Below are 20,935 nucleotides of genomic sequence, written 5' to 3' on the forward strand. Positions count from 1 at the left end.
GGCCCGCGGCCCCTTAACGTCGCGCCCTGCCCGGCGGCCGGTCAGTACACGAAGGAATCGCTGCGGCGCAGGCCGAGGACGCAGGTGCCGCCGTCCGCGCTGATCTCCTCGGAGACGATGCGGTGCCACAGGTCGATGTCGCCGTACCACGGCACGTGGACCTGGACGCGGATGTCGTCGCCGAGCTGCCAGGAACCGAACCGGGCGTTGGGGTGGTTGATGAGCTGGATCGCGGGAATCTGGATCGACCCGGTGCGGGCGTTCAGCTCCTTCATCCCGCGGGCCCGCATCGCGGCCGCGGTCTTGAGGGACTTGTCCGCGACCGTCACGACCCGCCGCAGCCGGCCCGCCTCGTAGCGGTGGACCTGGAACCGCCACATCTTCCGGCCCTCGCCCTTGCCGAGGACCATCACCTCGTTCGCGTACTCATCGCCCATACCCTCCGGCTTGGCGATGGCCGCGATGTTCTCCCCGTCGGCGAACCGCAGGTCGTCGCGCTTGCGGCCGAGCCGGGGCCGGCCGAGCCGGATACGGGAGTCGATCTGGTTGCCCGTCCCGGTCCAGGCGTGGGTCTCGATCCAGTCGAACGGGATGCTCTGGGCGAGCTGGTCGAGTGCCTGCCCGCAGTCGGGATGGTTCCACCAGGCGAGCTCCCACGGGTCGGAGCCGTCGGCCGCGCCGAGGAGCTCCCCCAGGTACCCGTCATCGATCGTCAAGCCGATGTTCCCGTACGGCCGCGACTGGATGTGGTTCCAGATGTTCCGGAAGGCCACGAACGCGTCGATCCGCGGCCCCCCGTACGGCTTCGGCGGCGGCGGGACCTTCTGCTTGCCCTTCTTCCCGTCCACCCAGCCGTCGTTGTTCTTGTCCTTGCCCGCGTACGGGTCCTTCGGGGTGATCAGCGGCCCGGACAGCATGTGACTCTCGTACGGGATGCCGTGCGCGTACGCGGAGAACCCCTCGCACTGCACCATCGCCTTCGGCCCGTCGAACGAGGTCTTGGTGACGATGCCGCCCCACCGCAGAGCTCCGTCGACTTCGAGGAACAGCTTGGTGCCCCACTCCTCGATGATCGGCCTGCCGTCCGGGCCGAGGAGCCGGCTGTACTCCGGCTCGATCGCGCCGTTCATCGACCCCGGCCCGGACAGGTCCCGGCGCGGGTTCGATGACAGGGTCAGCGGCACCTCCCAGTCGAGAACCTCCTCCGGCAGCGCGCGCACGGCGATGAACCGCCAGCCCTCCGCCATCAGAAGGTGTCCTCACGCGGGGCTTCCTCGAACTCGATGTCGAAGAACATCGTGCTGCCCGCGTCCGCAAGGAGCTGCCCCGTGTAGGCCACGGCACCGGAGCCCTCGAGGACTCCGTCCTGGACGGTCCCGCGAATCGACGCGGGAATGTCGATCTGCCCGCCCCCGACGAAGGTGTGCCGCTGCGCAGTGCCTTCCCAGTCGCAGTCGAAGTTGGTGATGAGCGTGGTGGCCGACCCGAGGCGGGCCCGGAGGTAGCCGTAGGAGTCCTTGGCGTTCTTCTGGTTCAGCCCGGACCAGGTGGCGATGATCGTGGCCCGGGTCGCCCACGGCGGGATCTCGATGGGCCACCGGCAGCCCTGCGGGAACTCCTCCCACGCCGGCAGCTTGACGTCGCCGACCGAGTCGCCGCCGGTGCGGTGGCCGTGCATGTACCGCACCTGGCGCTGCCGCCGCGGGTTCGCCATCTCCCGCAGGTCCTTGATCATGGCCTGGGTGATGGACGACGTGTTCGCCGGGATGTCGATGCGGGCGAGGGTGATCGCCGAGAAGTTCCCGGTGACCTGCCGGACGCTCTTGGTGGTGTTCGGCACCCCGGAGATCACCCGGGTGAAGACGTACGGGCCCACCTTCGGGTCCGACGGGTTCGGCCAGGTCTCCCCGTAGCTGTACGGGTTCTCGATACGTGCCACGATCAGGTCGCTGCGGGCCGTCGAGCCGGTGCCGGGGATGTCCACGGTGTCGGTGGTGGGCAGCCGGGCGGCGTAGGCCTGGTAGGTGGAGCCCGATGCCCGGTTGAGGATCGCACACGCCCCCGGCATGACCTGGATCTTCGCGGCCGGTGAGGAGAGAGCCTTCACCTGCAGATCGGCTGAGCCGATGGTGCCCTCGTGACCGCCGAACGCGGCGTATCCGAGCACTCGCGCGACCTCGCTGGAGTGCTCGGCGCCCCCCTCGGTGAACCAGGGAACGGAATCCCACGGCATGGCTGTACCTCCGCTGATTGGTGTTCTCAGCGGCGGACTGTCGCCTGGCCGAGGGCCTTACGTCGCGCCCTGCTTCCCCCTCCGCCCTACATGTAGGCGTAGGCGTCACGCCAGGCGACGGTCATGTACGCCATGCCCGTCGGGTCGGAACCGCGCAGGATGAAGTCCTGCCGGCCGACGGGCAGCCGCAGGTTCGCCAGCACCGGGGAGTCCCGGGTGACCTTCCCGGCGACGTTCGCGCCGTTCCGCAGCACGGTGCGCGCCCACGGGCGGGGGTCGATGACGACGCGCTCGCCCGCCGCGAGGTTGAGGTCGAGGCTCACCTTCCACCGGCCGACGAGTTCGCACGCCGGCTTGGCGATCGGCCCGAAGATGGTGATGACGGGCCAGGTCGGCTTGGAGCCGCGGATGAGGACCTCGCCCGGGACCTTGCTGGAGCCCGCCCCGGTCATCGACAGCGGCGTGGTCAGCGGACCGACGAGCCCGCGGTGCGGTGCCGGGATGATGTCGATACGGATGTTCTGCTCGACGTCGTCGTACGCGGTGTCGTCCAGGCACGCGAAGGTGGCCACGACCGGGGTGTAGCCCTGGCGGGTCAACCGCGACCCGGCCGGGGCACACTTCCGCGGGCGGCCGAAGAACCGTCGCGCCCGCCCGGCCTGCATCGTCCGCAGCACTGCCGGGGTACCGAAGCGGCGGCGGACCGCCTCGCCATCCCACGCCTGCAGCATCACCGAGACCGCGTCGAGGTTCGCGCCATGGCGGCCGGCCGCGGTGGGCGCGTCGTCTACCGTGTCCACGCCCACCTCGAACGTGAGGGTCGCCGGGCCTTTCCAGTCCTGCCCGAGCCGGATGCCGTCCTCCCGCGGCATGGCGACGTCGCCGGCGTCCATATCGCCGTACGCGATCTCCACCGGCTCAAGCAGGTAGTAGCCGCTCGCGATGGTGCCGAACGTGAAGTCCGCGGCCGGGTGGATGCCGTTGGCGGCGTACTGCAGGTTCCACTCACCCTCAGCCAAAGGCATGTGCGCCTCCCCGGCGGATACGGCGGAGCTCGAACATCGTCTCTCCCAGGGCCTGCGCCGGCCGCATCGGCTCGGCGGTCATGGTCAGGTTCAGGTCCCCGCCGACGAGCGCGGTGTTCCCCTGGGGAACAGCAGCGCGCGGTGCCGTGGCGGTGGAGCGTGTGCTGCGGTGGGCAGCCATGGCGCCGCCGGTCTGGTCGTGGATGCCTCCATTGGCGAACCAGGCGACCGCGCCACCGAACCGGCGGACAACCTCCTCCACGATCGCCTTGGAGCGGCCCCGCTTGGACTCGGCCAAAGGCACGTACGCCTCTCCGTGAGTCTCCGGCTCTCCAAAGACCCGCCACGAGCCGGCGGGGACGATCTGTGCGATGTGCCTCTCCGCGCGGCGAATCCCTCCGTTGGCGAACTGCTGAATCCTCTTGGCGGCCTCGGTGATGCCGCCGTTGGCGAAGTAGTCCACGACGCCGCCGTTGGCCTGCGGCACTGCCTGGATGAGGTCGGGAACACCGTTGGCGTCCCGGTCCCAAGAGGTGGCCTTGAGGTAGACGCCGATGCCGACGTTGCGGGGCGCAATGGTGTTGATCTTCCTGTTGATGGCGTCCACGTTGGCGTTCACGGTGCCAGGAGGCGCGGTGATCTTGAGTTGCTTGGCGCCCTTCGCCCCGGGAACCGCCTCGACCTTGAAGCCAAGGTTCCGGAGTGCGGTCACCGCATCGCCGGTGAGCGCCTTCATGGTGAAGGGCTTGTCCTTGAACCTCGCGACCCGTTCGGCGACAGCTCTGAGGTCTTCGTGTGCCTTGGCAGTCTGCGCAGCGACGCTGACGGACTTGTTCGCCGGCATCGTGTTGGCCGTGTCGATGAAGGTGGTCAGGTTGGCTCTCGCGTCTTCGGTCTTCGCGATGACCTCGAACCGGCCGTCCTCCAGGTTCTTGACCTCGAAGCCGAGGGTCTCCAGCTTCTCCCGGGCGCCTTCGTCAAGCATGTTGACCGTGATCGACTTCGGGTCTCCGAGGCCGTCGAACTGGGCCTGGATACCGGCCATGGCGACGGTGACGGCGTCCTGGCCCTCCAGCTTGAGGCCCGTCACGACACTGTCGGGAATGAGACCCATCTGGTCAGCGATCTTCTCGGCGTCCTGGGCGCCCACGCCGAGGGATCTCAGCCAGGCGACCAGCGAACCGCGGCCCTTCTCCGCTTCGATCCGCGCGGCCGCCAACTGTTCCACGAGCGGCTTGCCGGCGGCCCCGGCCTTGTCGAACGCGGCCTGCACCTTGCCGAGGGCGTCATCGGCGAGCCCTGTCGAGAGCCGGTAGATGTCCTGGCCGAGCTTAGAACTGGTGTCGAGGAGGCCGTCCTTGAGGATGGGCTTACCCTTGGCCGCGCCGGCGTTCTCCTTGGCGAACTCCCGCATCTCCAGCAGGCGGGCATTGAGCCTCTGCGTCGCTTCGGCGTACGAGCGCGTCTTGCCGGACAGGGCCTCGATGAGGCTCTTCAACGCCGACGTACGGGATTCGGCGTCACCTGTCGAGTCAGCCAGCCTCTGAACGGCATCCCGCACCCGGTCGTATGCGGTCACGCCCTTGCGGGCGAATGCGTCCTGGAGCACACCAGTCTCTTCGAGCTCCTTGCGGGCGTCGGCCAGGCTCGTGCCGTGCTTGCCGATCGCGTCGGCCGCAGCAAGCGCCGCTTTGCCCTCCTCGGTCATTGTGCGAATGGTGGACTTGCCGCCCGCTACGTCCTTCCAGTATTCGGTGGCCTTCGCGGCAGCCCGCAGCTTCTTTTCGAGCGCGTCCAGGTCGGTGCCCTGCCCGAGGATCGCCCGGGTCAGCTGTTCCGTGCTGACGCCGGCCTTCGAGGCCGCCTTGCCCCACTCGGACTCGACAGCGAGCTTGCGAGCTTGGGCCACGACGTTGTCATCGATGGCGCCGTTGGACATGCGCAGGGCGTCAACGAGCGTCTGGACCTGCGCCCGGTGCTCGGCAGCGGCCTGCGCGGCGTCCTGCTGCCGGTCGGCGAAGGCCATGAGGGCAACGGCACCCACGCCGAGGGCGAGGCCAAGGGGACCACCGACCAGGCCCAACACTCCGGTGAGACCGCGGGACATGACGCGAGTCGCAGCGGTCGCTCCGCGTGCGGCGCCGGCGATTCCGCCAGTCTGCTGCGAGATGCGCTGGTACACGAGTCCAGCCCGGTGCCACGCGCTGGTGACGGCTGCGATCCGCGCCGGCTGACCGGCCAGAGCGGTACCGGCTCCCGCGATGGAGGTACCCAGCGCCGTGAACATGCTGGACACGCCGCGCAGCACCTTGAGGGCGAGCAGTACGCCGAGCAAGGAGCCGAGCGCTGTTCCAAGGCCGGGGACGGCCTGGAAGGCGCTGTTGATGGCGACTGCCAGGGAGGCGAAGGCCTTCACGACGACGGCCAGGCCGAGCCCTGCCGTGGCCAGGTTCTCGAAGATGCCTGCCAGTGACGACAGCAGGCTGATCAGCTCCGGGCCCACCGTGCGGCCGAGCTGGTCGAGGAAGCTACCGACGGACGGCATGAGCTCGTAGCGGATCTGGCGCACCAGTTTCACCAGGCTCTTGTCGGTGGCCATCTTCGCGAGTCCCTTGCCGAGATCGCCGAGCAGGCCGATGGTCTCTCGGTACACGGGGAGCGACTGGTCGAAGAAGGCCTTCATGCGCTTCTGGCCCTCTGCGGAGTTCGCCCAGGCGTTGAAGTAGCGCATCTGGAACTCAAGGCCCTTGAGCAGCGAGTTGCCGGATGCGCTCGCGGCGCGCCCCATGCCGGCCAGGCCGTGGCCGAGGTCGATGGTGGTGCGCAGCAGCTGCTTGCTCTTGTCGATGGACCGCTGCAGGAACCGGTCGATGGAGCCGTCAGCGCGGTTGGACTCGGTGGCTACGCGCAGCCAGTTCGCCCATCCCTCACCCAGCGCGGCCACCCGCTGGACCGCGGGGCCAGAGGCGACGACGAAGTCGCCGACGGCGTGGCCGATGCTCTTCAGCCCGGCAATCAGGGACCCGGCGACCTTGTTGCTGGAAGCGGCGACCTGGTCGAAGTCCTTCTTGAACGAGTTGGTCTGGGCGCCTTTCGACATGGCGCGGAGCAGGTTGCCGACCTGGCCCGCGGACGAGCCGAGTGCCGACTCAAACCGCGGGAGGATCGCGTTCGTAAGCGGCTCGACCTGGTCGGCAATTTTGGAGAAGAGCGACTCCTGGACGCTCTTCCGCATGTCCTTCCACTTGTCGCTGACGCCGGAGATCGCCTTGACGGTCGCGCGGGCCGACTTCGACAAGCCCTTCATCGCCTGGTCGAGCTTCTTCTGCTGGGCCTCAGTCAGCTTCCCGCCGGCTGCGAGCTGGGTCTGGGCCTTGAGCGACTCCTTCAGGGCGTCGGCGAAGCCTCCGAAAGCGACCCTGGCGCCGATCGCTGCGATGCCGGCGCCGGCGATCAGGCCAGGGAGCGTGCCGAGAATGCCGACCGCGGGCGCGGCCGCGCTGGCGAGCGCGGTGAGTCCGGCACCGAGCTGCGTGACCCACGCGACGGCAGGCTGAGCGAGCGCGACGATCGCCCCGAGGAGGAGGCCACGCATCCGGCCACGGCCGAGTCTCGGCGTCTTCACGTTGACCGGCACATGTATCGGTGTCCGGTCTACGTCGCGCTGCGCGCCCTGAAGGAGACGGCGGATGCGGTCGAGGAAGCCGCCCCTGCGCGCCCCGCTTCCGTCGCCGTCTTCGTCGGGGCGTACGGGCACGTTGATGCGAGCGTCGCTGTTGCCGACCAGGCGGGCGATCTCTTCGAGCTCACCTCGTAGCCGGTCGCGGTCCACCTTGACCTGGACCTTGGCCGTGACGCCTCTCGACGCCTTCTTCACGGCCTTCTCCAGGCGCTTACGCAGGCCGCTGTCGTCAACCTCGACCTGGACCTTGGCAGCCAGGCCCTCGGCGGCCGCCTCGACCTTCGTCCGCAGCTCGCGGGCGAATCCGTCGAGCGCCGCGACGACGGTGACTTCGAGGCGGCCGGCCTGCAAGCCCTCAGACACTGGGGCGCACCATTCCTCTCCGTGCGGCAGCCGCGAGCATCTTGCGGTGGCCGTTCATTGGGGCGGACTGCTGCGCCGGGGCGCTGTTCCCCCGGGGAACAGCTGGTGCCGTGTTGTACGGGCGGGTGACCGTCCGCGGCTCTTCACGGCGTCGGTCGGCGGCGAGCAGGGAGACCTCCTCGATGAGCTGCGCCAGGAGTTCGGTCTGGATGGTCCAGCCGCCGATCGGCGCGGACTTCAGGCGGGACTCGTCCGGCAGCCCGTCGAGGAAGGAGATCAAGCGTCGGAGTCCGATGAAGCCGGGCTGTCCGGGACGGAGCCAGATACCTCGGGCGTCGAGCCCGTGGTGGAATCGGCTGAGGTCGGACTCGACGTCTCGCCATCGCTCTCGGAGGAGGCGCCGAGCCCAAAGAGCTTTCCCAGCTCAACTCCGTAGAGCTTGGCCAGGCCTACGGTGAGGCGGAAGTATGCGGGTACCGAGGGCTTCACGGACTGGAAGCGTTCGAACGCTTCCTTGCCGAGGAGCTCGCCGAACACCGCGTCGAGGGCGTCCAGGAAGTTCGAGGGCAGGTCGCGGCGCTGGAACAGCAGCTCCAGCATCTGCCAGGTGCTGCCGCCGTTCTGGGAGCGGACCAGGTCGCCGAGGAGGCCCATCAGGTCGAGTTCCTTGGACAGGAGCGGGGTCAGTGCCGCGGCGGGCAGCTCGGCCGGGAAGCGGAAGCCGTGGCCGTTGAGACGGACGTTGATTCCGTCCGGGTAAGCCATCTCGCGCTCGGCGATCTCGTCCAGGTTGAGGTCGTACTGCATTGAGGCCTCGCAGAAGCTCGTGAGTTGCCGCTGGTGGCGGCGGGGGTGGCGACTGTGGCAAGAGCCCCGCGCTTACGTCTCGGCCTGGCGGCAGCAGCCGCCGGCCGCCGAGGAATCCGGCTCTCGGCTGTTCCCCGGGGGAACAGCCGGCCGCGTGTACACCCCATCTGCGCACAGACCCGGGGGGTCTGGGGACTAGCCTCTACCTCGACCGCATCTCGCAGCTATCAGAAGGACATCTGTGGCAGGGAACCTGAAGAGGGCCAAGAGGAACAGCAGCGGGGGTGGCGCAAACGTCCCATCCCCGAGCACCGAGGCGAATGCCGCGTTCTACGCACTCCCGCCCACTGAGGCGGACGGCGAGGCATTGAGCATCGAGCTCTCGGACATCTCGGCGAACCCGTTCAACGACCGGGACACCGGGGACGTGACAAACCTCGCTGAAAGCATCAAGAAGGACGGCCTGCTCCAAGACGTGTCGGTGATTCACGCCTCCGTCTTCACCGAGTGCTATCCCGAGGTCGAGGGCATCACCACGAAGTACGTGCTCGCCTTCGGCGAGCGGCGTTGGCGCGCCCACCAGGCCGCCGGCCTGAGCCACATCTCCGCGGTCCTGCGCAACGACGTGGCGCCGAAGATCCGGCGGGTCCTGTTCGTTGAGAACTTTCACCGCAAGCAGCTCTCCCCGATGGAGGAGGCGCGGCGGTTCTACCGCATGAACACCGAGGAGGGGATGAGCTACCGGGAGATCGTTGAAGAGCTCAGCCTCGGCGGCCCGAACCACGTCTCCCGGCGGATCGAGCTCCTGAAGCTCCCCGCCGCGCTCCAGGACGTCGTCGGCACCGACGAAGGCCCAGGTGTCACGCTCGCGCGAGACATCCTCGGCAAGTTCGCCGAGCCCGAGAACCAGATCCGCGCCTGGGAGCTGATCCGAGACGAGGAGATCTCTCTCGGTGAAGCAGTGCAGCGCATCCACGGGGGCGACGGTGTTCCCCAGGGGAACGACGTACCGATCCAGCGGACCGCGGAGCCGGCGGCGAGCCCTGCTCCTGCGTCAGGCGCAGAGGAGACCCCGGCGTCCGACGAGAAGACAGCGACCGGGAAGAAGCCGAAGACGCAGACGCCGCAGCCGAAGATCATTGCGGCTGACAAGGACACCGCCCACCGCAACAACGCCTCAGCGGACCGTGAGTCCGCTTGCAAGCACCTCGTCGGATTGGGCGCCAAGCTGACGGCGGAGCAGCAGGACGCGCTGTTCGCTCGCGCTCTGCTGGCGAACACGCAGCAGGCACCCGCCCGGACCCGGGCACACAGGTGGCTCCGTGAGGCAAGCCAGGCGGAATTCACGATCAGCGACACCGATTCGTACTTCGAGGCCGTACTGTCGTCCGGCAAAGACGACCTCATCAACCGTGTCGCCTTCGTTACGGCCCTCGCTGCTGGCGAGGTCCGGGCCCGCGACGGCCGTCGGCAGTGGGACCGCACCGACGCCGATCACGTCCGGCTCCTGATCGAGGTCGGCAACTACCACCCGCAGACCGGGTGGGAGCGAGCACAGCTCACCAAGTTCGGCGTTCCCTTCCCCGGAGCCGACGAAGAACCCGACGCCGACCCCATCAGCTGACTGGAGACTCCATGTCCAACAAGACCCTGCCCAGGCGTGACCTGCGCCCGGAGGGCCGAAACTGGCCGCTGCTCTTCGCCGCGTTCATCATCACCGGCGGCAGCGCCAAGACGAGCACCATCATCATGATGGCGGTCACTCTCGCCCTTCGCGGCTACAAGGTCCGCGTCTTCGACTTCGACCACCAGCGCAGCGCCAGCCACATCGGCTGCGCCATGGACGAGCTGCCCGCGGGCCAGGGCACCATCTACGACCTGATGCACGGCGCCTCTCTGGAGGACTGCACCGTTCCGTTCCGCTACGTCGTCAACCCTGCGGATGCGGCGACGGGCGCGCCGGCCGAATACGAGGAGGTCGAGAATCTTCGGATCGTTCCTGGTTCCCGGAACGTGAAGAACTTCGACACCGAGACGACGCAGGAGGGCAACGAGCAGCTGATCACCTGGTTCCGCGAGCTGTGCGACGAGTACGAGGGCGACGATGATGTGTGGCTGCTCGACCTGCCGGCGTCGCTGAGCAAGCTCGTGGTGTCCGCGCTGATCCCGTTCCAGGAGGACGACGAGATCGTTCCGCCGGTCCTGGTCACGAGCAAGGAAGAGACCGACCTCAAGGCGACGTTCGAAGAGCTGGCGGAGATGCGGAACCAGCAGAACGCACGCTCCCGCCGCCGTAAGACCGCCCCCACCATCAAGCACATCGTGATGGCCGGAACCCCCACCCCGGGCCGCCCGGACGCCGAGGGGGACGCGACGGTGGAGTCCATGACGAGGACATACGGGGAGCACTTCCAGCTCCATAAGGTCCGCTGGAGCAGCTTCGTCCGCCAGCAGCACCGGCGCCAGGCCCCCGTGCACGCCTGGGGCCCCAAGAACGCCGCACCGATCGAGGACTACAACAAGCTGGCCACGGCCCTCGGGTTCGTGGATCTCGACAACGCCTGAGAGGGCTGTTCCCCTGGGGAACAGCAAGGGCCCGTACCGGCCGCGGAAGTCGCCATCTCCCGCGCCCAGTACGGGCCTTCGTTGTGCGCCTCCAAGACTACGGGGCGTCGTCGAACGAGCTGTCGTTGGTCAGGAGGTACCAGGCGTCCGCGTCGTCGCCGCCCTGCACGGCCAGGCGCAGCGGCAGCACCGCTTCCTTGGCCTTCTGTAGGTCGGTCTGCACGCCTTCCATCTGCATGGAGCGCGGGATGACATAGCGGTACGCCTTCGCGCCGTCGATGACCTCGATGCACGCGGCGACCTCGGAGCGGCCGCCGATCCGCGGCGGCGCGAACTTGTAGTGCGTGGTGGCCGGAGGTCCGGCAACGTTGATCTCGGTGATGGTGCCGCCGCCGAAGACGGCCTTGAAGTTCTTCGCGTTCCACTGCTGGAGATCGACCTCAAGGGTCGCGCTGTCGCTGGTCTGGAACGTGCGGGACGGGAAGTCGGTCTGGGCGCTCTTGACCTGTTCGAACTGGGGCTCTTCGTTGAACTTCAGAGAGTCCTCGGTGGTCAGGCCGACCGAGTACCAGCCGGCCGGCATCGCCACGGTGGCATCGGCAGGCGCTGCCGTACCGACGGGAGCGAGCCAGACTCGGGTTCGTGCGGGGACGACGATGTGCGTCGCGTTCGTGATCTCGCCAGCCATGGCGGTGCGTCTCCTCGTGGCCAGGGGTTACGGGCCGGGTCACGATGGGAGGCAGGCCGGGCTAGCGTCCCGGGCCTAGAAGGGGCGCGGGCACGGAAGAAGAGCGGTCTGCGCGCGGGCCATGCTGAGGAGCAGGCCGATGTGCTTCCGCTGGGCATGTTCCTCGATGACGCGGAGTGTTTCCGCGCACTGGGTCCTCATGGGCATGAGATGCCGGATCAACCGCACCGGCATGGCGAAGCTGACCACCGCCGCTCGCCACGAGCCCAGGAGCGCGGCGTCTGCGTCCGCCTGGTCGAACTGCACGTCGGCGATGCCACCGATCGGCGTCCAGGCGGCGGAGTCGTCAGGGTCGGTACCTACGGGAGCGATGCTGACGAGGGGGCCATTGAGGTTCACGAGGACTCCGGGGTCGGGTGCAGCGAGACGAGCAGGCCCATTACCCATCGGGGCTGGCCTGTTTCCAGGGGGGATTCGAGGAGTACGCCGGACGGGCGGACGCGGCTGATGACGGGATGGGTGCCGGACGGGGTGCTGCCGGGCAGCTCGGTGACGGCGACAGCGCACACCTTGAGGATTCGGCTCATGGCGGCCGGGCCGGGCCAGCCGCTGGGGTCGCCGAACAGCTCCAGCGTCACCTCCGGTTCGGTGAGCCACGTCAGATCGCCGAGGCTGCCGCCCGGCCCGAGGGCAACCCGCAGGTGAGGCCACGGGGCCTCGCGGGTGCCGGACACGCGGCCGGGCCCGCCGAGCACTTGGGTCACCTTGGGGTGCTCGGCGAGCCAGGACAGGACGGCCGCCACCGGGTCAGCGTCAGCGATGGCGTAGGCGTCGGTCATGGTCAGGAGCGTCCGCGTGCGAGGTAGCCGTTGCCGCGGAGCTGGCGGGCGTAGTCCGGGGACACCACGGCGGTGTCGCCGGGGCGGAAGTCGTTGCGGCCGATGCGAAGGTGGTGGGCGAAGGTGACCTTCTCCGGGGTCTGGCCGGCGCGCAGCGGCGGGCCGAGCACAGCTTCGGTGGTCGTGGTGGGCTCCGCCTGCGGGGTGGGTGCGGTCTCCGGCTCGGCGGTCGTGGTGGTCTTTCGGGTGTTCGTCATGGGGCGGAACAGTGCAGGAGCGGGCGGCTTGTGTCGCCCGCTCCTGCGAGCTGTTCCCCCGGGGAACAGTCAGCGGTGCCGTGCAGCGACGACCGCGGCGGCGCGGGCCATGTAGTAGGTGCCCTTCGCTTCGAGGTTCCCCGGGTAGACCGTGCCGATCTCGGCCGGCACGACCCAATCTCCTTCGGCAACGACCTTCACGGTGACCGTGCTGCCCGCGACGACGGGCGGCAGGGTGCGGATGTTCCGGGAGATGCCGTCAGGGATGCTCCGGGTGTGGCAGCGGCAGTTCTTGATGTTGGCGACGGCACGGGAGGACTCATCCTTCGGGGCCTTCATGTACGTGAACGGTCCGAGGCCGCGATGCTTGCGGTCCCAGTCCATCGAGTCGATCTTGAAGCGAAGGTTCGCGGGCACCTCCTGGTCGTGCGCGGCCACGTGGGTGGGGCGCACCTTGTCGTCCGCGACGGTGACCCACTTCTTCGTCGGCGGGGCGAACACCTTGGCCTGCCGCTCGACCTCGCGGGCGATCTCGTGGACTTTCGGGGCGATGAGTTGGGCCAGCTTCTCCTCAAGGCCCGGCTCGACGTGGAACCTCGCCATCACGGCGCCTCCGGCGGGTTGCGAGTGCCGACGACGGCGATGTAGTCGGCCGCGCCGTACCCGGGGACCCTCTTCAGCAGCGCGGTGACCACCGTCCACGTGAGAGTGCCGTCGCTGAGCACGTCACCGGGTTCGAGAGGCCACGCTGCGGGATCGACGCGCAGTGTCCACGAGCCGTCGGACTGCTCGTTCGCGGCGCCGGGCCACGTTCCGCGCGGTTCGGGGCGGGCGTCCGGCGGGGGCGGCACGGGGACGCCGTGGGCGTCCCGGCCCCAGGGGTGGGCCAGGACATGCACGGTCAGGTCCCGGTCGGGCAGCACTACAGCCATGGCGGCCTCACCAGCGGCTGTAGCGGCGGCCGCGGCCGTACGGCCAGGGAACTGCCGGGACGACGGGGATGGGCCGGTAGAGGTACTTGCGGTACCCGGCCAGAGAGTTGAGCTCCGGCGGCGCGCCGGCCTGCCCGGCGGCTGGGGCTCCTTCGTAGCTGATCGACTGCCCCTCGGCGGAGACGGAGGTGACGCGCCGAGTTCCCTCGGTGGCAGACGGCTTGTTGCGGATGCTCTCCGCCGCGTGCGTGACGATGTACCGGACGATGGGCTCCTCGGCCGCGCCGTCCAGGCCCACGAGCAGCTGCACGTCGTACGTGCCGTCCAGGTTGTCGACATGGCTGACGACCGAGACCACGTCGTCCAGGTCGTGAATCGGCCACGCCTGCGCGTCGTCCAGGTCGTACCCGAACAGGGCATGGGCCCCGAGCAGGGTCCTCGGCTGGGGCACCACAGGCCGCCCGAGGTAGGTGACGACGTCGGCCTGAGCGTCGGTGATGGCGTCGCGGAAGGATTCACGCTGCTGGGCAGTGAGCGGCAGAGGCACGCCGAGTTTGTCGGCGACTTGCTCGGCGGAAGCCAGCAGGCCGTTGCCACGCGGGAGGTCCACCTTGACCGTGCGGTCGGTGACGGGCGGGAGATCCTTGCCCGGAGTGAAGGTGACGGTGCACCAGTACCGGCCGTCAGGCAGGTTGTCCGGCAGGGCGAATCTGTAGACCGTCGAGCGTTGCCGCACCGCCGGCCCGGCCGTTGCCGCGACCGTCCCGTTGCGGTCCGGGGTCGCATACAGGTCGATCCGGGAGACCTGCCCGCCATTCAGGCCCGGGTCGATCAGTGCGCCCCCGTAGATGGGCCGGTAGTCGTACACCGTCACCAGGAGCCTGCCTTACTCTGAGTCCGGGGCGGTGTGGAGCTGGTCCCGGAGCCGGTCGATGATCCGCTGTGCCTGGTGGCGCTGGAGCTCCGCGCCGACCGGGACGAGTAGGCGGCTCGCAGGAGTGTTGTAGGCGCCCATGCCGACGTGCTCGATCAGGCGCACGGTGCACCGGTAGCTGCTTCCGTGCGGCTGCACGGGGACGAACACGGCGTCCGGGTCGGCCGGGAGCTCCCCGGTGGCCTCGTCCACGATGCGGTCGGCGAGCTGCGCGGGAAGCAGCTGCTGCGGCGTGGTGATCGGAGCAGGCTCGGGTTCGGGCTCGGGCTCCGTGGGCGGCTCCAGCGGGGCGACGTCGGGCACCTTCGTCTCGGTGTCCGCGGGCGCAGCCTTGTCCTCCGTCGCTACCTCGGAGGTGATCTCGGGGGTCTCGGTCTGCGGCGCCTCGGGAGTCTTCTCCTCGGGGCCGGCCGCAGCGGTCTTGCGGGTGCGGGGTGTGGGCACAGGGTCCTCCTGCCGTTATCCGGGCGTTGGAGGAGAAACCCTGTACCCCGGGCGCGCCTACTGTCCCGGTCAGACGTAGGTGAAGCCGCCGGTCTTGGTGACGGTGCCCACCTCGTCGCCGACGTTGACGTCCTTCGCGCCCGCCGACAGCGCGGGGGTGGTGACCTCGATGCGGGTGGCGGAATGGATCTTGAGGTTGGTGCCTGCGGTGGTGCCGAACTTGACGTCGGCGACACCGTCGAGGTTCGTACCGGTGATGGTGACGACCGTGCCGCCGGCGACGGGCCCGGTCGCCGGGGTGACGGTGGCGATGGTCGCCGGCGGGAACAGCTTGTCGATCTGCGACTGCCGCAGGATCGCGCCGGCCCTGAACAGGATGGTCTTGATCGACCCTTCCGGTACGGCGTCGTTGGAGACGTTCGGGCGGTTGCCGATGTCGTGCGCCCGGGTGGAATAGACGTCCGCGGTGACCCGCATCTCGGGGTCGCTGGTGGCGGCGGCGGGGAAGCCCGCCTTGGTGATGCGGGCGCCTGCCGCGTTGTAGAGGCCCATGAGGGATCTCCTCCTCGTGTGGTCGGGAGGAGAAGGTTGCCGGGCGGGCCGGGCTACGGTCGCGGGCTCATGACCCGTACGCCACCTCGCAGTCCTGGCGGACGTACTTCGCCACTTCGGCTGTCTGTGCCAGGATCGCGTCGTCCTCGCTCACCCCCTTGAGCTTGATGTCGCGCGTGAGCGGAGGCAGGCCCTCCTGGTAGCGCTGCATGAAGCTCGCATACTCGGGGCTGCCGGGCTTGAAGTCGCGATCGAACTCGCGGGCCGAGTCGCGGCCCGTGTCGGCCATCTCGCTGCCCACGGTCTGCCGCCAGCCCTGCACGATCCTCGCTGTGACCAGCGTCGTGCAGACCTGCGCGGCGCTGGTGTCCCGCTCGGCCGCCGCCGTCGGCGCATCCTCGTCCTGCGCCGGGCCGTCCTGGCACCCGACGACCAGCGCTCCGACCAGGACCACGACGGCCGTCAGCATCGCCTTGCGCATCTTGTCCGCCCTCCCCCGCGACGCCCCCCCGCGCCGCCAGGGCGTCATCATCCCCGTACTGCCCTGCCCGCGTACGCGGTTCACAGGATTCGCAGGTCGTCCCATCCGCTCGCCGTGACGGAGAAGACCAGCAGGCCGGGCTGGGACACCTCTCCGGAGCGCATGGCGTACCAGTCGGAGCCGTTGTCGAGAGTAGGAGCCTGCACCCATAGCCTGCCGGCGCCGAGCTGCTGCGCGCGGAAGTGATGGAAGTGCCCCGAGACGAGGATCTTGGCGTCGGCGATGGGCTGGCGGCCGAACGTCTGCCCCTTCCACCAGTCCGGCGCCTTCTCCGGCCGGGCGTACTGGTGGCCGTGGGCGAGGCCGACGATCGTGCCGGCCATGTTGAGGCTGACGGTGTCGCGCCAGGTCTCGGGCATGGCGAAGGAGACGTGTCCGTAGGCGTCGGGGTTCATTCCGTACGCATCCGCGATCTGGCTGAGAACCTCGATCCCCCAGTCGTCCTGCGGTGGGCCCACGGGGTCCTTGCCGCGCCGGACCCGCCCGTGGTTGGAGCCGCAGGTCGCGGCGACAACGCGCGGGAAGGTGGTGGCGAGCCGATCCAGGCCCTCGAACGTCAACCGCCGGTGCACGCGCACCATCTGCGTGAGGGTCAAATCGTTGGTGAATGCCTGGCTTGCGACGTTCTCATACCCTTCGATGCAGTCGCCAGCGTCGAGCCAGTACGCCGAGTCCGGCGCGCGCCCGACCTTGCCAAGGTCGCGGAGGTGGTCCTCCAGGCGGTCGAAGCGTTCGGCGACCCGGGCCACGAGCTCCTTCGTGCCGCCGTCGCGCCCGACCTTCCCGGCCTGCGGGTCGGCGTACACCACGGCGAGGGCTCGCGCGGGCTGCTCGCCAGGAGTCCGGGGCTTGCGGCGGCGGCGCATCACATCCCGGATCAGGCTGTTGAGGTCTTCGGCGGACGCCCAACCGGGCACCGTCGGCTCGATCAGGTACCGGCAGCGCCACACGGGCCGGGTTACCGCGTCCTCGCCCTGGGTGTCACGGTGCCAGGCGGCCGGGTCATGGCGGGCCTCCACGAGCCGCACCCGGTATCCGCCCGGTACTGCCAGGCCCAGCTCCTCCACGCGGGCGCGCCACCCGCTTTCGTCCTTGGGCGGGGCGTCGGCGGCCGGAGCAGTGACGAGCATCGAGCCGCCCGGCTCGTACCGCACGCCGGGCTCCCAGCCCTTCGGCGCTGTGGCCGCGGGCCGGGTGATCTCCGGCGGGGTGCTCTGCTCGCCGGAGGCCGGCGAGAGCAGCGCGTCGAGGTGTTCTTCAAGGTTCATCGCGGGCACCTGCATCCGTTGGAGCCGCCGCGGCGGCGGTGCCGGGCGACGGCAGGAGCCCGCACCGGGTGCCCGCTGCCAGTGAGGGCGTCGGCGATCTGCGTGGCGCTGATGGCCGCCGTGTCGAGCACCTCGCAAACCTTCTTGGCCGCTGGCGGATCGAGCAGGTCGAGAATGGCCCCGACGGTGCACTGCGGACCGCGGGGGCCGGCGGGCTCCTCAACGAGCCTCGTGAGGGCCGTGATCAGCCCGTTCGTGTCTGCCACGGCAGTCCTCGCTCTCTACAGGGATGCGGGGCCGGACCGTATGGCCCGGCCCCGCGTTACGTCTCCGCTCAGCTCGCCGATCAGCCCGCCGGCGTGGTCCACGTGCCGATCACGAAGGACTCCGGGCGGGAGACCTCCAGCGCCAGGCGCTCGTCGGCACGGAACGTGAGAACGCCCCGCTCGAAGTTGTCCGAGTTCTCCGAGGAGACGGTGACGGACACGTTCTCGCGGTCGTAGAGCTGCGCGCCCATCCCGAAGGAGCCGAGGAGGTACTTGCCGTCCGGCATCGCCGTGGTCTCCACGACGTTGAGCTTCCAGACCTTCTTCTGAGCACCGACCGCGACCTGAAGGGCGACACGGAACGCCCCGGTGTCGTCGGTCTCGACCTCGACCTGCTCCCACATCGTCGGGGAGATGACGACGCCCGTCGGCTCGTACTCGGCCAGGAGCGCCTTGGTCATCGCCCGGCGCATCTGGATCGAATACTTGTCGGACGACTGGCCCGTGTAGGTCTGTACGCCAGGCGTGTTGAACAGGCCGGTCAGGGACGTGCCGTCGGTACCGACCGAGTGCAGAAGGTCGACGTCTTCGGCGAACTTGATGCCCTCGATGAGCCGAGAGTTGATGAACTGCTTCAGCCGCGGCTCGTCGCTGAGGATGTTCTTGTGGCCGTCGATCATGTGCGCGATCTCGGCGATCGGGAACGCGACCGGCTCGAGCTTCAGCTTCGACCGCGGGGCCCGGCCGAACACGTCGGTGTCGGTGCCGGTCGGCGCGGATACGCCGTCGGCGGCCCGGCGCTCCGCGACCTGAGCCGCGTTGTTGACCCACCCGGTCTCGCGGATGCCGAGGAGTACCGCGTTCTTGGTCTTGGCCGCGGGGAACAGATCACGGATGTGCCACTTGCGGCGCTGCGCCTCAGTGATGCCGAGATCCTGGACGCCGCCGAGTGCCTGGTGGGTGTGGGTGCCGGCGGAGAGGCTGAAGATGCTCTTGCCCTCCATCTCGGCGCGGATGAACGGGCGGTCCTTGAAGTCGGCCGCGGCCGCGCGCTGGTAGGCGTCGGACTCCACGAACAGGTCACCGAGGCTCTTGACCTCCGGTCCGCCGGGCGTGGATCGGCCGTAGTGCTGCCCGGCTGTGGAACTGCCGTCGGGGGCGTCGAGGTAGCCGTTGAGGTTCTCGGCGCCCTGTGCGGCGTCGAGGAGCCCCTTGATCTCCTGGGCGTCCCGGACGGCCTTCACGTACGAGTTGCGCTGCTCGGGGGAGACGACGAATGCGCCGTTCTCCTCCTTGAAGGTGGAGGCGATGCGTTCGGCCTCCGCGGACTTCTCTGCGAGCTGGGTCTTGAGGGACCGGATGAGGCTCTTGTCGGTGCTGGCGGTAGCCATGGTTGGTTGCACTCTCCTGTGCTGGATGGGCGATAGGCGTGCGTCGCTCGCCCGGCCAGCACCGGGACGCCTCAACGCGAGGCGCATAGAAGATGAGTGCGTGTACTAACGTCTCGGGCTCCCGGGCACGGAAGTGCGTGATCCCGAGAGCCCGACGTTTGTGCAGGTCAGAGGGCGAGGGTGGCGAGGGTGGCCTTGACTTCCTCGGCGTCCAGGTGCACCTGGTCGGCGAGTTCGTCCTCCTCCGCGGCCAAGTCGTCGTCGGTGTCGGGCTCGTCGGTGTTCCCCGGGGGAACAGTCGGCACGGCGGAGCCGTCCATGTCCTCGTCGTCGTCCCAGCCGTCGGTGACGTCGTAGTCGTCGTCCCACAGGTCCAGGGACGAGCCGGACGGGGCAGGCTGCTGCTGGTCGGTCATGGGTAGGCCCTTCTTCGCGAGAGCAGTGAGCAGGTTGTCGATCTTCGGCTTCAGGTGCTGGAGGTGGGAGGGGCCCGCGTCGGAGACCTCGATCAGGGCCGTGGCGTCCGCCAGCGCCGCGGCGGTGGGCGTGATGTAGCGGGCTTCGATCTCCTCGTCGCCGTCCACGGCGAGGGTCTCGCCGGAGACGGGAACCGCCACGGTGGTCAGCTCGACCTCGGTCGGGACGCCGAGGTCGATGTCTCGGCCGGCCACGGTGTACGGGATCGAGTAGGTGACGCTGGCGGCGCCGTCCTCGTGCTTGGTGACGATGACGTGGTCGGCGTAGGTCGCCTCCACGCACACGTAGCAGTCGATCCTCTCCCCGTCCTTCCATAGGAGCCGGAGGGACTCGGCGAGGCGTGTGTGCAGCTGCTCGTAGGACAGGGGCATGGGGTGCATGGGTGCGGTCTCCGGGTCCGGGAGGGGTGAGGACTTCGCTTCGAGCACGATCTGCGCGGCGGACTTGTGCTCGACTGCGCGGTCGTCCGGGCGCGCGGCTTCCAGCACGATCTGCGCAGCCGACTTCGCCTCAAAGGGGGCGGGCTCTGCCGCCTCCGTGGGCTCCGGCTGGCCGAGGGGGATGAACATGGTGTCCGGGCCGCGGACGACGTCGATCTGTGTGAAGGCGACGGGCGTGGCGGGGACGGGCGGGATATCGGGCAGGTCGTAGCCGAGGGTGACGTGCGGGGTGAACCCGTGGTCAGTGCGGAGCTGTTCCGAGTACACGGACGTGCTCAGGGTGTCCACGATGCGCTGCCGCAGCTCGGCGAGCCCGGGCACATCCACGGGCACCCACGTCGGCTCACCGTCGCCGTGATCAGGGAAGCGGCCGAGCCCTCCGATGCTGCCCTTCAGATGCGGGATGCCGAGGACGGCTGGGGTGACGATGTCGCGCAGATCGTCCGGGTGGCCGCCGAGCTCGGCGACGTCGCCGAGGTACGCGAGCGTGATGTGCAGCTCCTCTGGAGCGGTGCCCTCGGGGTGGGCGATGGCGGCCGCGACGTCGCTCGGGAGACGCAGTGCGATCATCACGCCCCGGCCTGCCTGGGACTCGGCGGCCTTCAGCTCCACCGATGACCAGGTCGCCTTGCGTTCCAGATCGCTGCCGCCGGGACGAGATGCGGCAGCCTTGACCTCCAGGCTGCGGGTCATGGGGTGCGCGCCGTGCAGAACGGGGCTGATCTCGTACAGGTCGAGGTCGTGGATGATGCGTACGCCGTCGTGCCGCTTCGAGGCTCCGCCGGTGACGACCTTGTAGCCGATGGAGAAGGCCGCTTCGCCGTTGTCGTGCCACTGCCGGACCTGCTCGTAGGTGTCGCGGCCGCGGCTGGTGCGCAGGTTGTACTGGACGGTGGCGACCAGGGCGCCGGCCTCGCGCGGCCACGCGACCCCGCCGGGGATGGTCGCGAACCGGGGATCGCCCGGCATCCACTCCTCGACCTCCAGGACGGTGCCGACAGGCTCCTTCCAGTCGTGGTGCCAAGCGGCCTTCACCCGCCGCGAGGCCAGGGTGCGGGTGAAGGCCCCGGGGATGATGAGGTCCTGGACCTCGTCCACGACGCCGGTTACGGCGTAGATCGCGCGGACGATGCCTTTACCCTGTTGGGCGCGGCGGGCAGCCGGCGTGTTCTGCGGCGGGGTTCGGGGCACGGCGGTTTCCTCCTGGCGGGCTTCTCGGGCGTTGCGCACC

General features: G+C 69.2%; 22 protein-coding genes. 2 read left to right on the forward strand and 20 right to left on the reverse strand.

Features of this window, described 5'->3' with window-relative positions:
- Window positions 1–41: 41 nt before the first annotated feature.
- From DDW44_RS30670 to DDW44_RS30695, 6 genes are all read right to left on the reverse strand, one after another.
- Window positions 42–1,247, reverse strand: a complete 1,206-nt coding sequence (locus tag DDW44_RS30670) for a hypothetical protein (RefSeq protein WP_108908550.1) — start codon at window positions 1,245–1,247, stop codon at window positions 42–44.
- On the reverse strand, window positions 1,247–2,233 hold the full coding sequence (locus DDW44_RS30675; RefSeq protein ID WP_108908551.1) for a hypothetical protein: 987 nt from the start codon (window positions 2,231–2,233) through the stop codon (window positions 1,247–1,249). The genes DDW44_RS30670 and DDW44_RS30675 overlap by 1 nt, the downstream gene beginning before the upstream one ends.
- 86 nt (window positions 2,234–2,319) lie before the next feature.
- Window positions 2,320–3,258, reverse strand: a complete 939-nt coding sequence (locus DDW44_RS30680) for a hypothetical protein (RefSeq protein ID WP_108908552.1) — start codon at window positions 3,256–3,258, stop codon at window positions 2,320–2,322.
- Complete coding sequence (locus DDW44_RS30685; protein ID WP_146207071.1) at window positions 3,245–7,303, reverse strand: hypothetical protein; 4,059 nt, start codon at window positions 7,301–7,303, stop codon at window positions 3,245–3,247. The genes DDW44_RS30680 and DDW44_RS30685 overlap by 14 nt, the downstream gene beginning before the upstream one ends.
- Window positions 7,296–7,583 carry a hypothetical protein gene (locus DDW44_RS30690; protein WP_108908554.1) on the reverse strand — a complete coding sequence of 96 codons (288 nt, stop codon included), beginning with the start codon at window positions 7,581–7,583 and terminating at the stop codon, window positions 7,296–7,298. Before DDW44_RS30690 ends, DDW44_RS30685 begins: the two co-directional genes overlap by 8 nt.
- Window positions 7,580–8,110: a hypothetical protein gene (locus DDW44_RS30695; RefSeq protein WP_108908555.1), complete on the reverse strand. Its 531-nt coding sequence runs from the start codon at window positions 8,108–8,110 to the stop codon at window positions 7,580–7,582. The genes DDW44_RS30690 and DDW44_RS30695 overlap by 4 nt, the downstream gene beginning before the upstream one ends.
- Before the next feature lie 241 nt (window positions 8,111–8,351).
- Here DDW44_RS30695 and DDW44_RS30700 point away from each other — a divergent pair, with 241 nt between their 5' ends.
- Both DDW44_RS30700 and DDW44_RS30705 read left to right on the forward strand, forming a co-directional pair.
- Complete coding sequence (locus DDW44_RS30700) at window positions 8,352–9,734, forward strand: ParB/RepB/Spo0J family partition protein (RefSeq protein ID WP_167455555.1); 1,383 nt, start codon at window positions 8,352–8,354, stop codon at window positions 9,732–9,734.
- 11 nt (window positions 9,735–9,745) lie between these two features.
- Window positions 9,746–10,675, forward strand: coding sequence for a ParA family protein (locus DDW44_RS30705; protein WP_108908557.1), 930 nt, complete (start codon window positions 9,746–9,748; stop codon window positions 10,673–10,675).
- A 97-nt stretch (window positions 10,676–10,772) separates the two neighbouring features.
- Here DDW44_RS30705 and DDW44_RS30710 read toward each other — a convergent pair whose 3' ends face one another.
- The 14 genes from DDW44_RS30710 to DDW44_RS30775 form a co-directional block, all read right to left on the reverse strand.
- Window positions 10,773–11,363, reverse strand: a complete 591-nt coding sequence (locus DDW44_RS30710) for a phage tail tube protein (RefSeq protein ID WP_108908558.1) — start codon at window positions 11,361–11,363, stop codon at window positions 10,773–10,775.
- A 75-nt stretch (window positions 11,364–11,438) separates the two neighbouring features.
- On the reverse strand, window positions 11,439–11,762 hold the full coding sequence (locus DDW44_RS30715) for a hypothetical protein (RefSeq protein ID WP_108908559.1): 324 nt from the start codon (window positions 11,760–11,762) through the stop codon (window positions 11,439–11,441).
- Entirely contained in the window at window positions 11,759–12,202 is a 444-nt protein-coding gene (locus DDW44_RS30720; protein WP_108908560.1) for a hypothetical protein, read from the reverse strand. Before DDW44_RS30720 ends, DDW44_RS30715 begins: the two co-directional genes overlap by 4 nt.
- 2 nt (window positions 12,203–12,204) lie before the next feature.
- Complete coding sequence (locus DDW44_RS30725) at window positions 12,205–12,459, reverse strand: hypothetical protein (RefSeq protein ID WP_108908561.1); 255 nt, start codon at window positions 12,457–12,459, stop codon at window positions 12,205–12,207.
- A 69-nt stretch (window positions 12,460–12,528) separates the two neighbouring features.
- On the reverse strand, window positions 12,529–13,062 hold the full coding sequence (locus tag DDW44_RS30730) for a structural protein (protein ID WP_108908562.1): 534 nt from the start codon (window positions 13,060–13,062) through the stop codon (window positions 12,529–12,531).
- Window positions 13,062–13,391, reverse strand: coding sequence for a hypothetical protein (locus tag DDW44_RS30735; RefSeq protein ID WP_108908563.1), 330 nt, complete (start codon window positions 13,389–13,391; stop codon window positions 13,062–13,064). The genes DDW44_RS30730 and DDW44_RS30735 overlap by 1 nt, the downstream gene beginning before the upstream one ends.
- A gap of 7 nt (window positions 13,392–13,398) precedes the next feature.
- Window positions 13,399–14,265 (reverse strand): hypothetical protein, encoded by an 867-nt coding sequence (locus tag DDW44_RS30740; protein WP_108908564.1) that lies wholly within the window; start codon window positions 14,263–14,265, stop codon window positions 13,399–13,401.
- Window positions 14,266–14,277: 12 nt separating this feature from the next.
- Window positions 14,278–14,769 carry a hypothetical protein gene (locus DDW44_RS30745; protein WP_108908565.1) on the reverse strand — a complete coding sequence of 164 codons (492 nt, stop codon included), beginning with the start codon at window positions 14,767–14,769 and terminating at the stop codon, window positions 14,278–14,280.
- A 69-nt stretch (window positions 14,770–14,838) separates the two neighbouring features.
- Window positions 14,839–15,321: an IPT/TIG domain-containing protein gene (locus tag DDW44_RS30750; RefSeq protein WP_108908566.1), complete on the reverse strand. Its 483-nt coding sequence runs from the start codon at window positions 15,319–15,321 to the stop codon at window positions 14,839–14,841.
- 67 nt (window positions 15,322–15,388) lie between these two features.
- Complete coding sequence (locus DDW44_RS30755) at window positions 15,389–15,802, reverse strand: hypothetical protein (RefSeq protein ID WP_108908567.1); 414 nt, start codon at window positions 15,800–15,802, stop codon at window positions 15,389–15,391.
- A gap of 80 nt (window positions 15,803–15,882) precedes the next feature.
- Window positions 15,883–17,130 (reverse strand): hypothetical protein, encoded by a 1,248-nt coding sequence (locus DDW44_RS30760; RefSeq protein WP_108908988.1) that lies wholly within the window; start codon window positions 17,128–17,130, stop codon window positions 15,883–15,885.
- Window positions 17,127–17,396: a hypothetical protein gene (locus tag DDW44_RS30765; protein ID WP_244224163.1), complete on the reverse strand. Its 270-nt coding sequence runs from the start codon at window positions 17,394–17,396 to the stop codon at window positions 17,127–17,129. Before DDW44_RS30765 ends, DDW44_RS30760 begins: the two co-directional genes overlap by 4 nt.
- Before the next feature lie 80 nt (window positions 17,397–17,476).
- A complete protein-coding gene (locus DDW44_RS30770; RefSeq protein ID WP_108908568.1) occupies window positions 17,477–18,787 on the reverse strand; it encodes a phage major capsid protein in 1,311 nt (436 codons plus the stop codon).
- Window positions 18,788–18,954: 167 nt separating this feature from the next.
- Window positions 18,955–20,895, reverse strand: a complete 1,941-nt coding sequence (locus DDW44_RS30775; protein WP_167455556.1) for an HK97 family phage prohead protease — start codon at window positions 20,893–20,895, stop codon at window positions 18,955–18,957.
- Between the last annotated feature and the right edge of the window lie 40 nt (window positions 20,896–20,935).

Source organism: Streptomyces tirandamycinicus (assembly GCF_003097515.1).
GTDB lineage: Bacteria > Actinomycetota > Actinomycetes > Streptomycetales > Streptomycetaceae > Streptomyces > Streptomyces tirandamycinicus.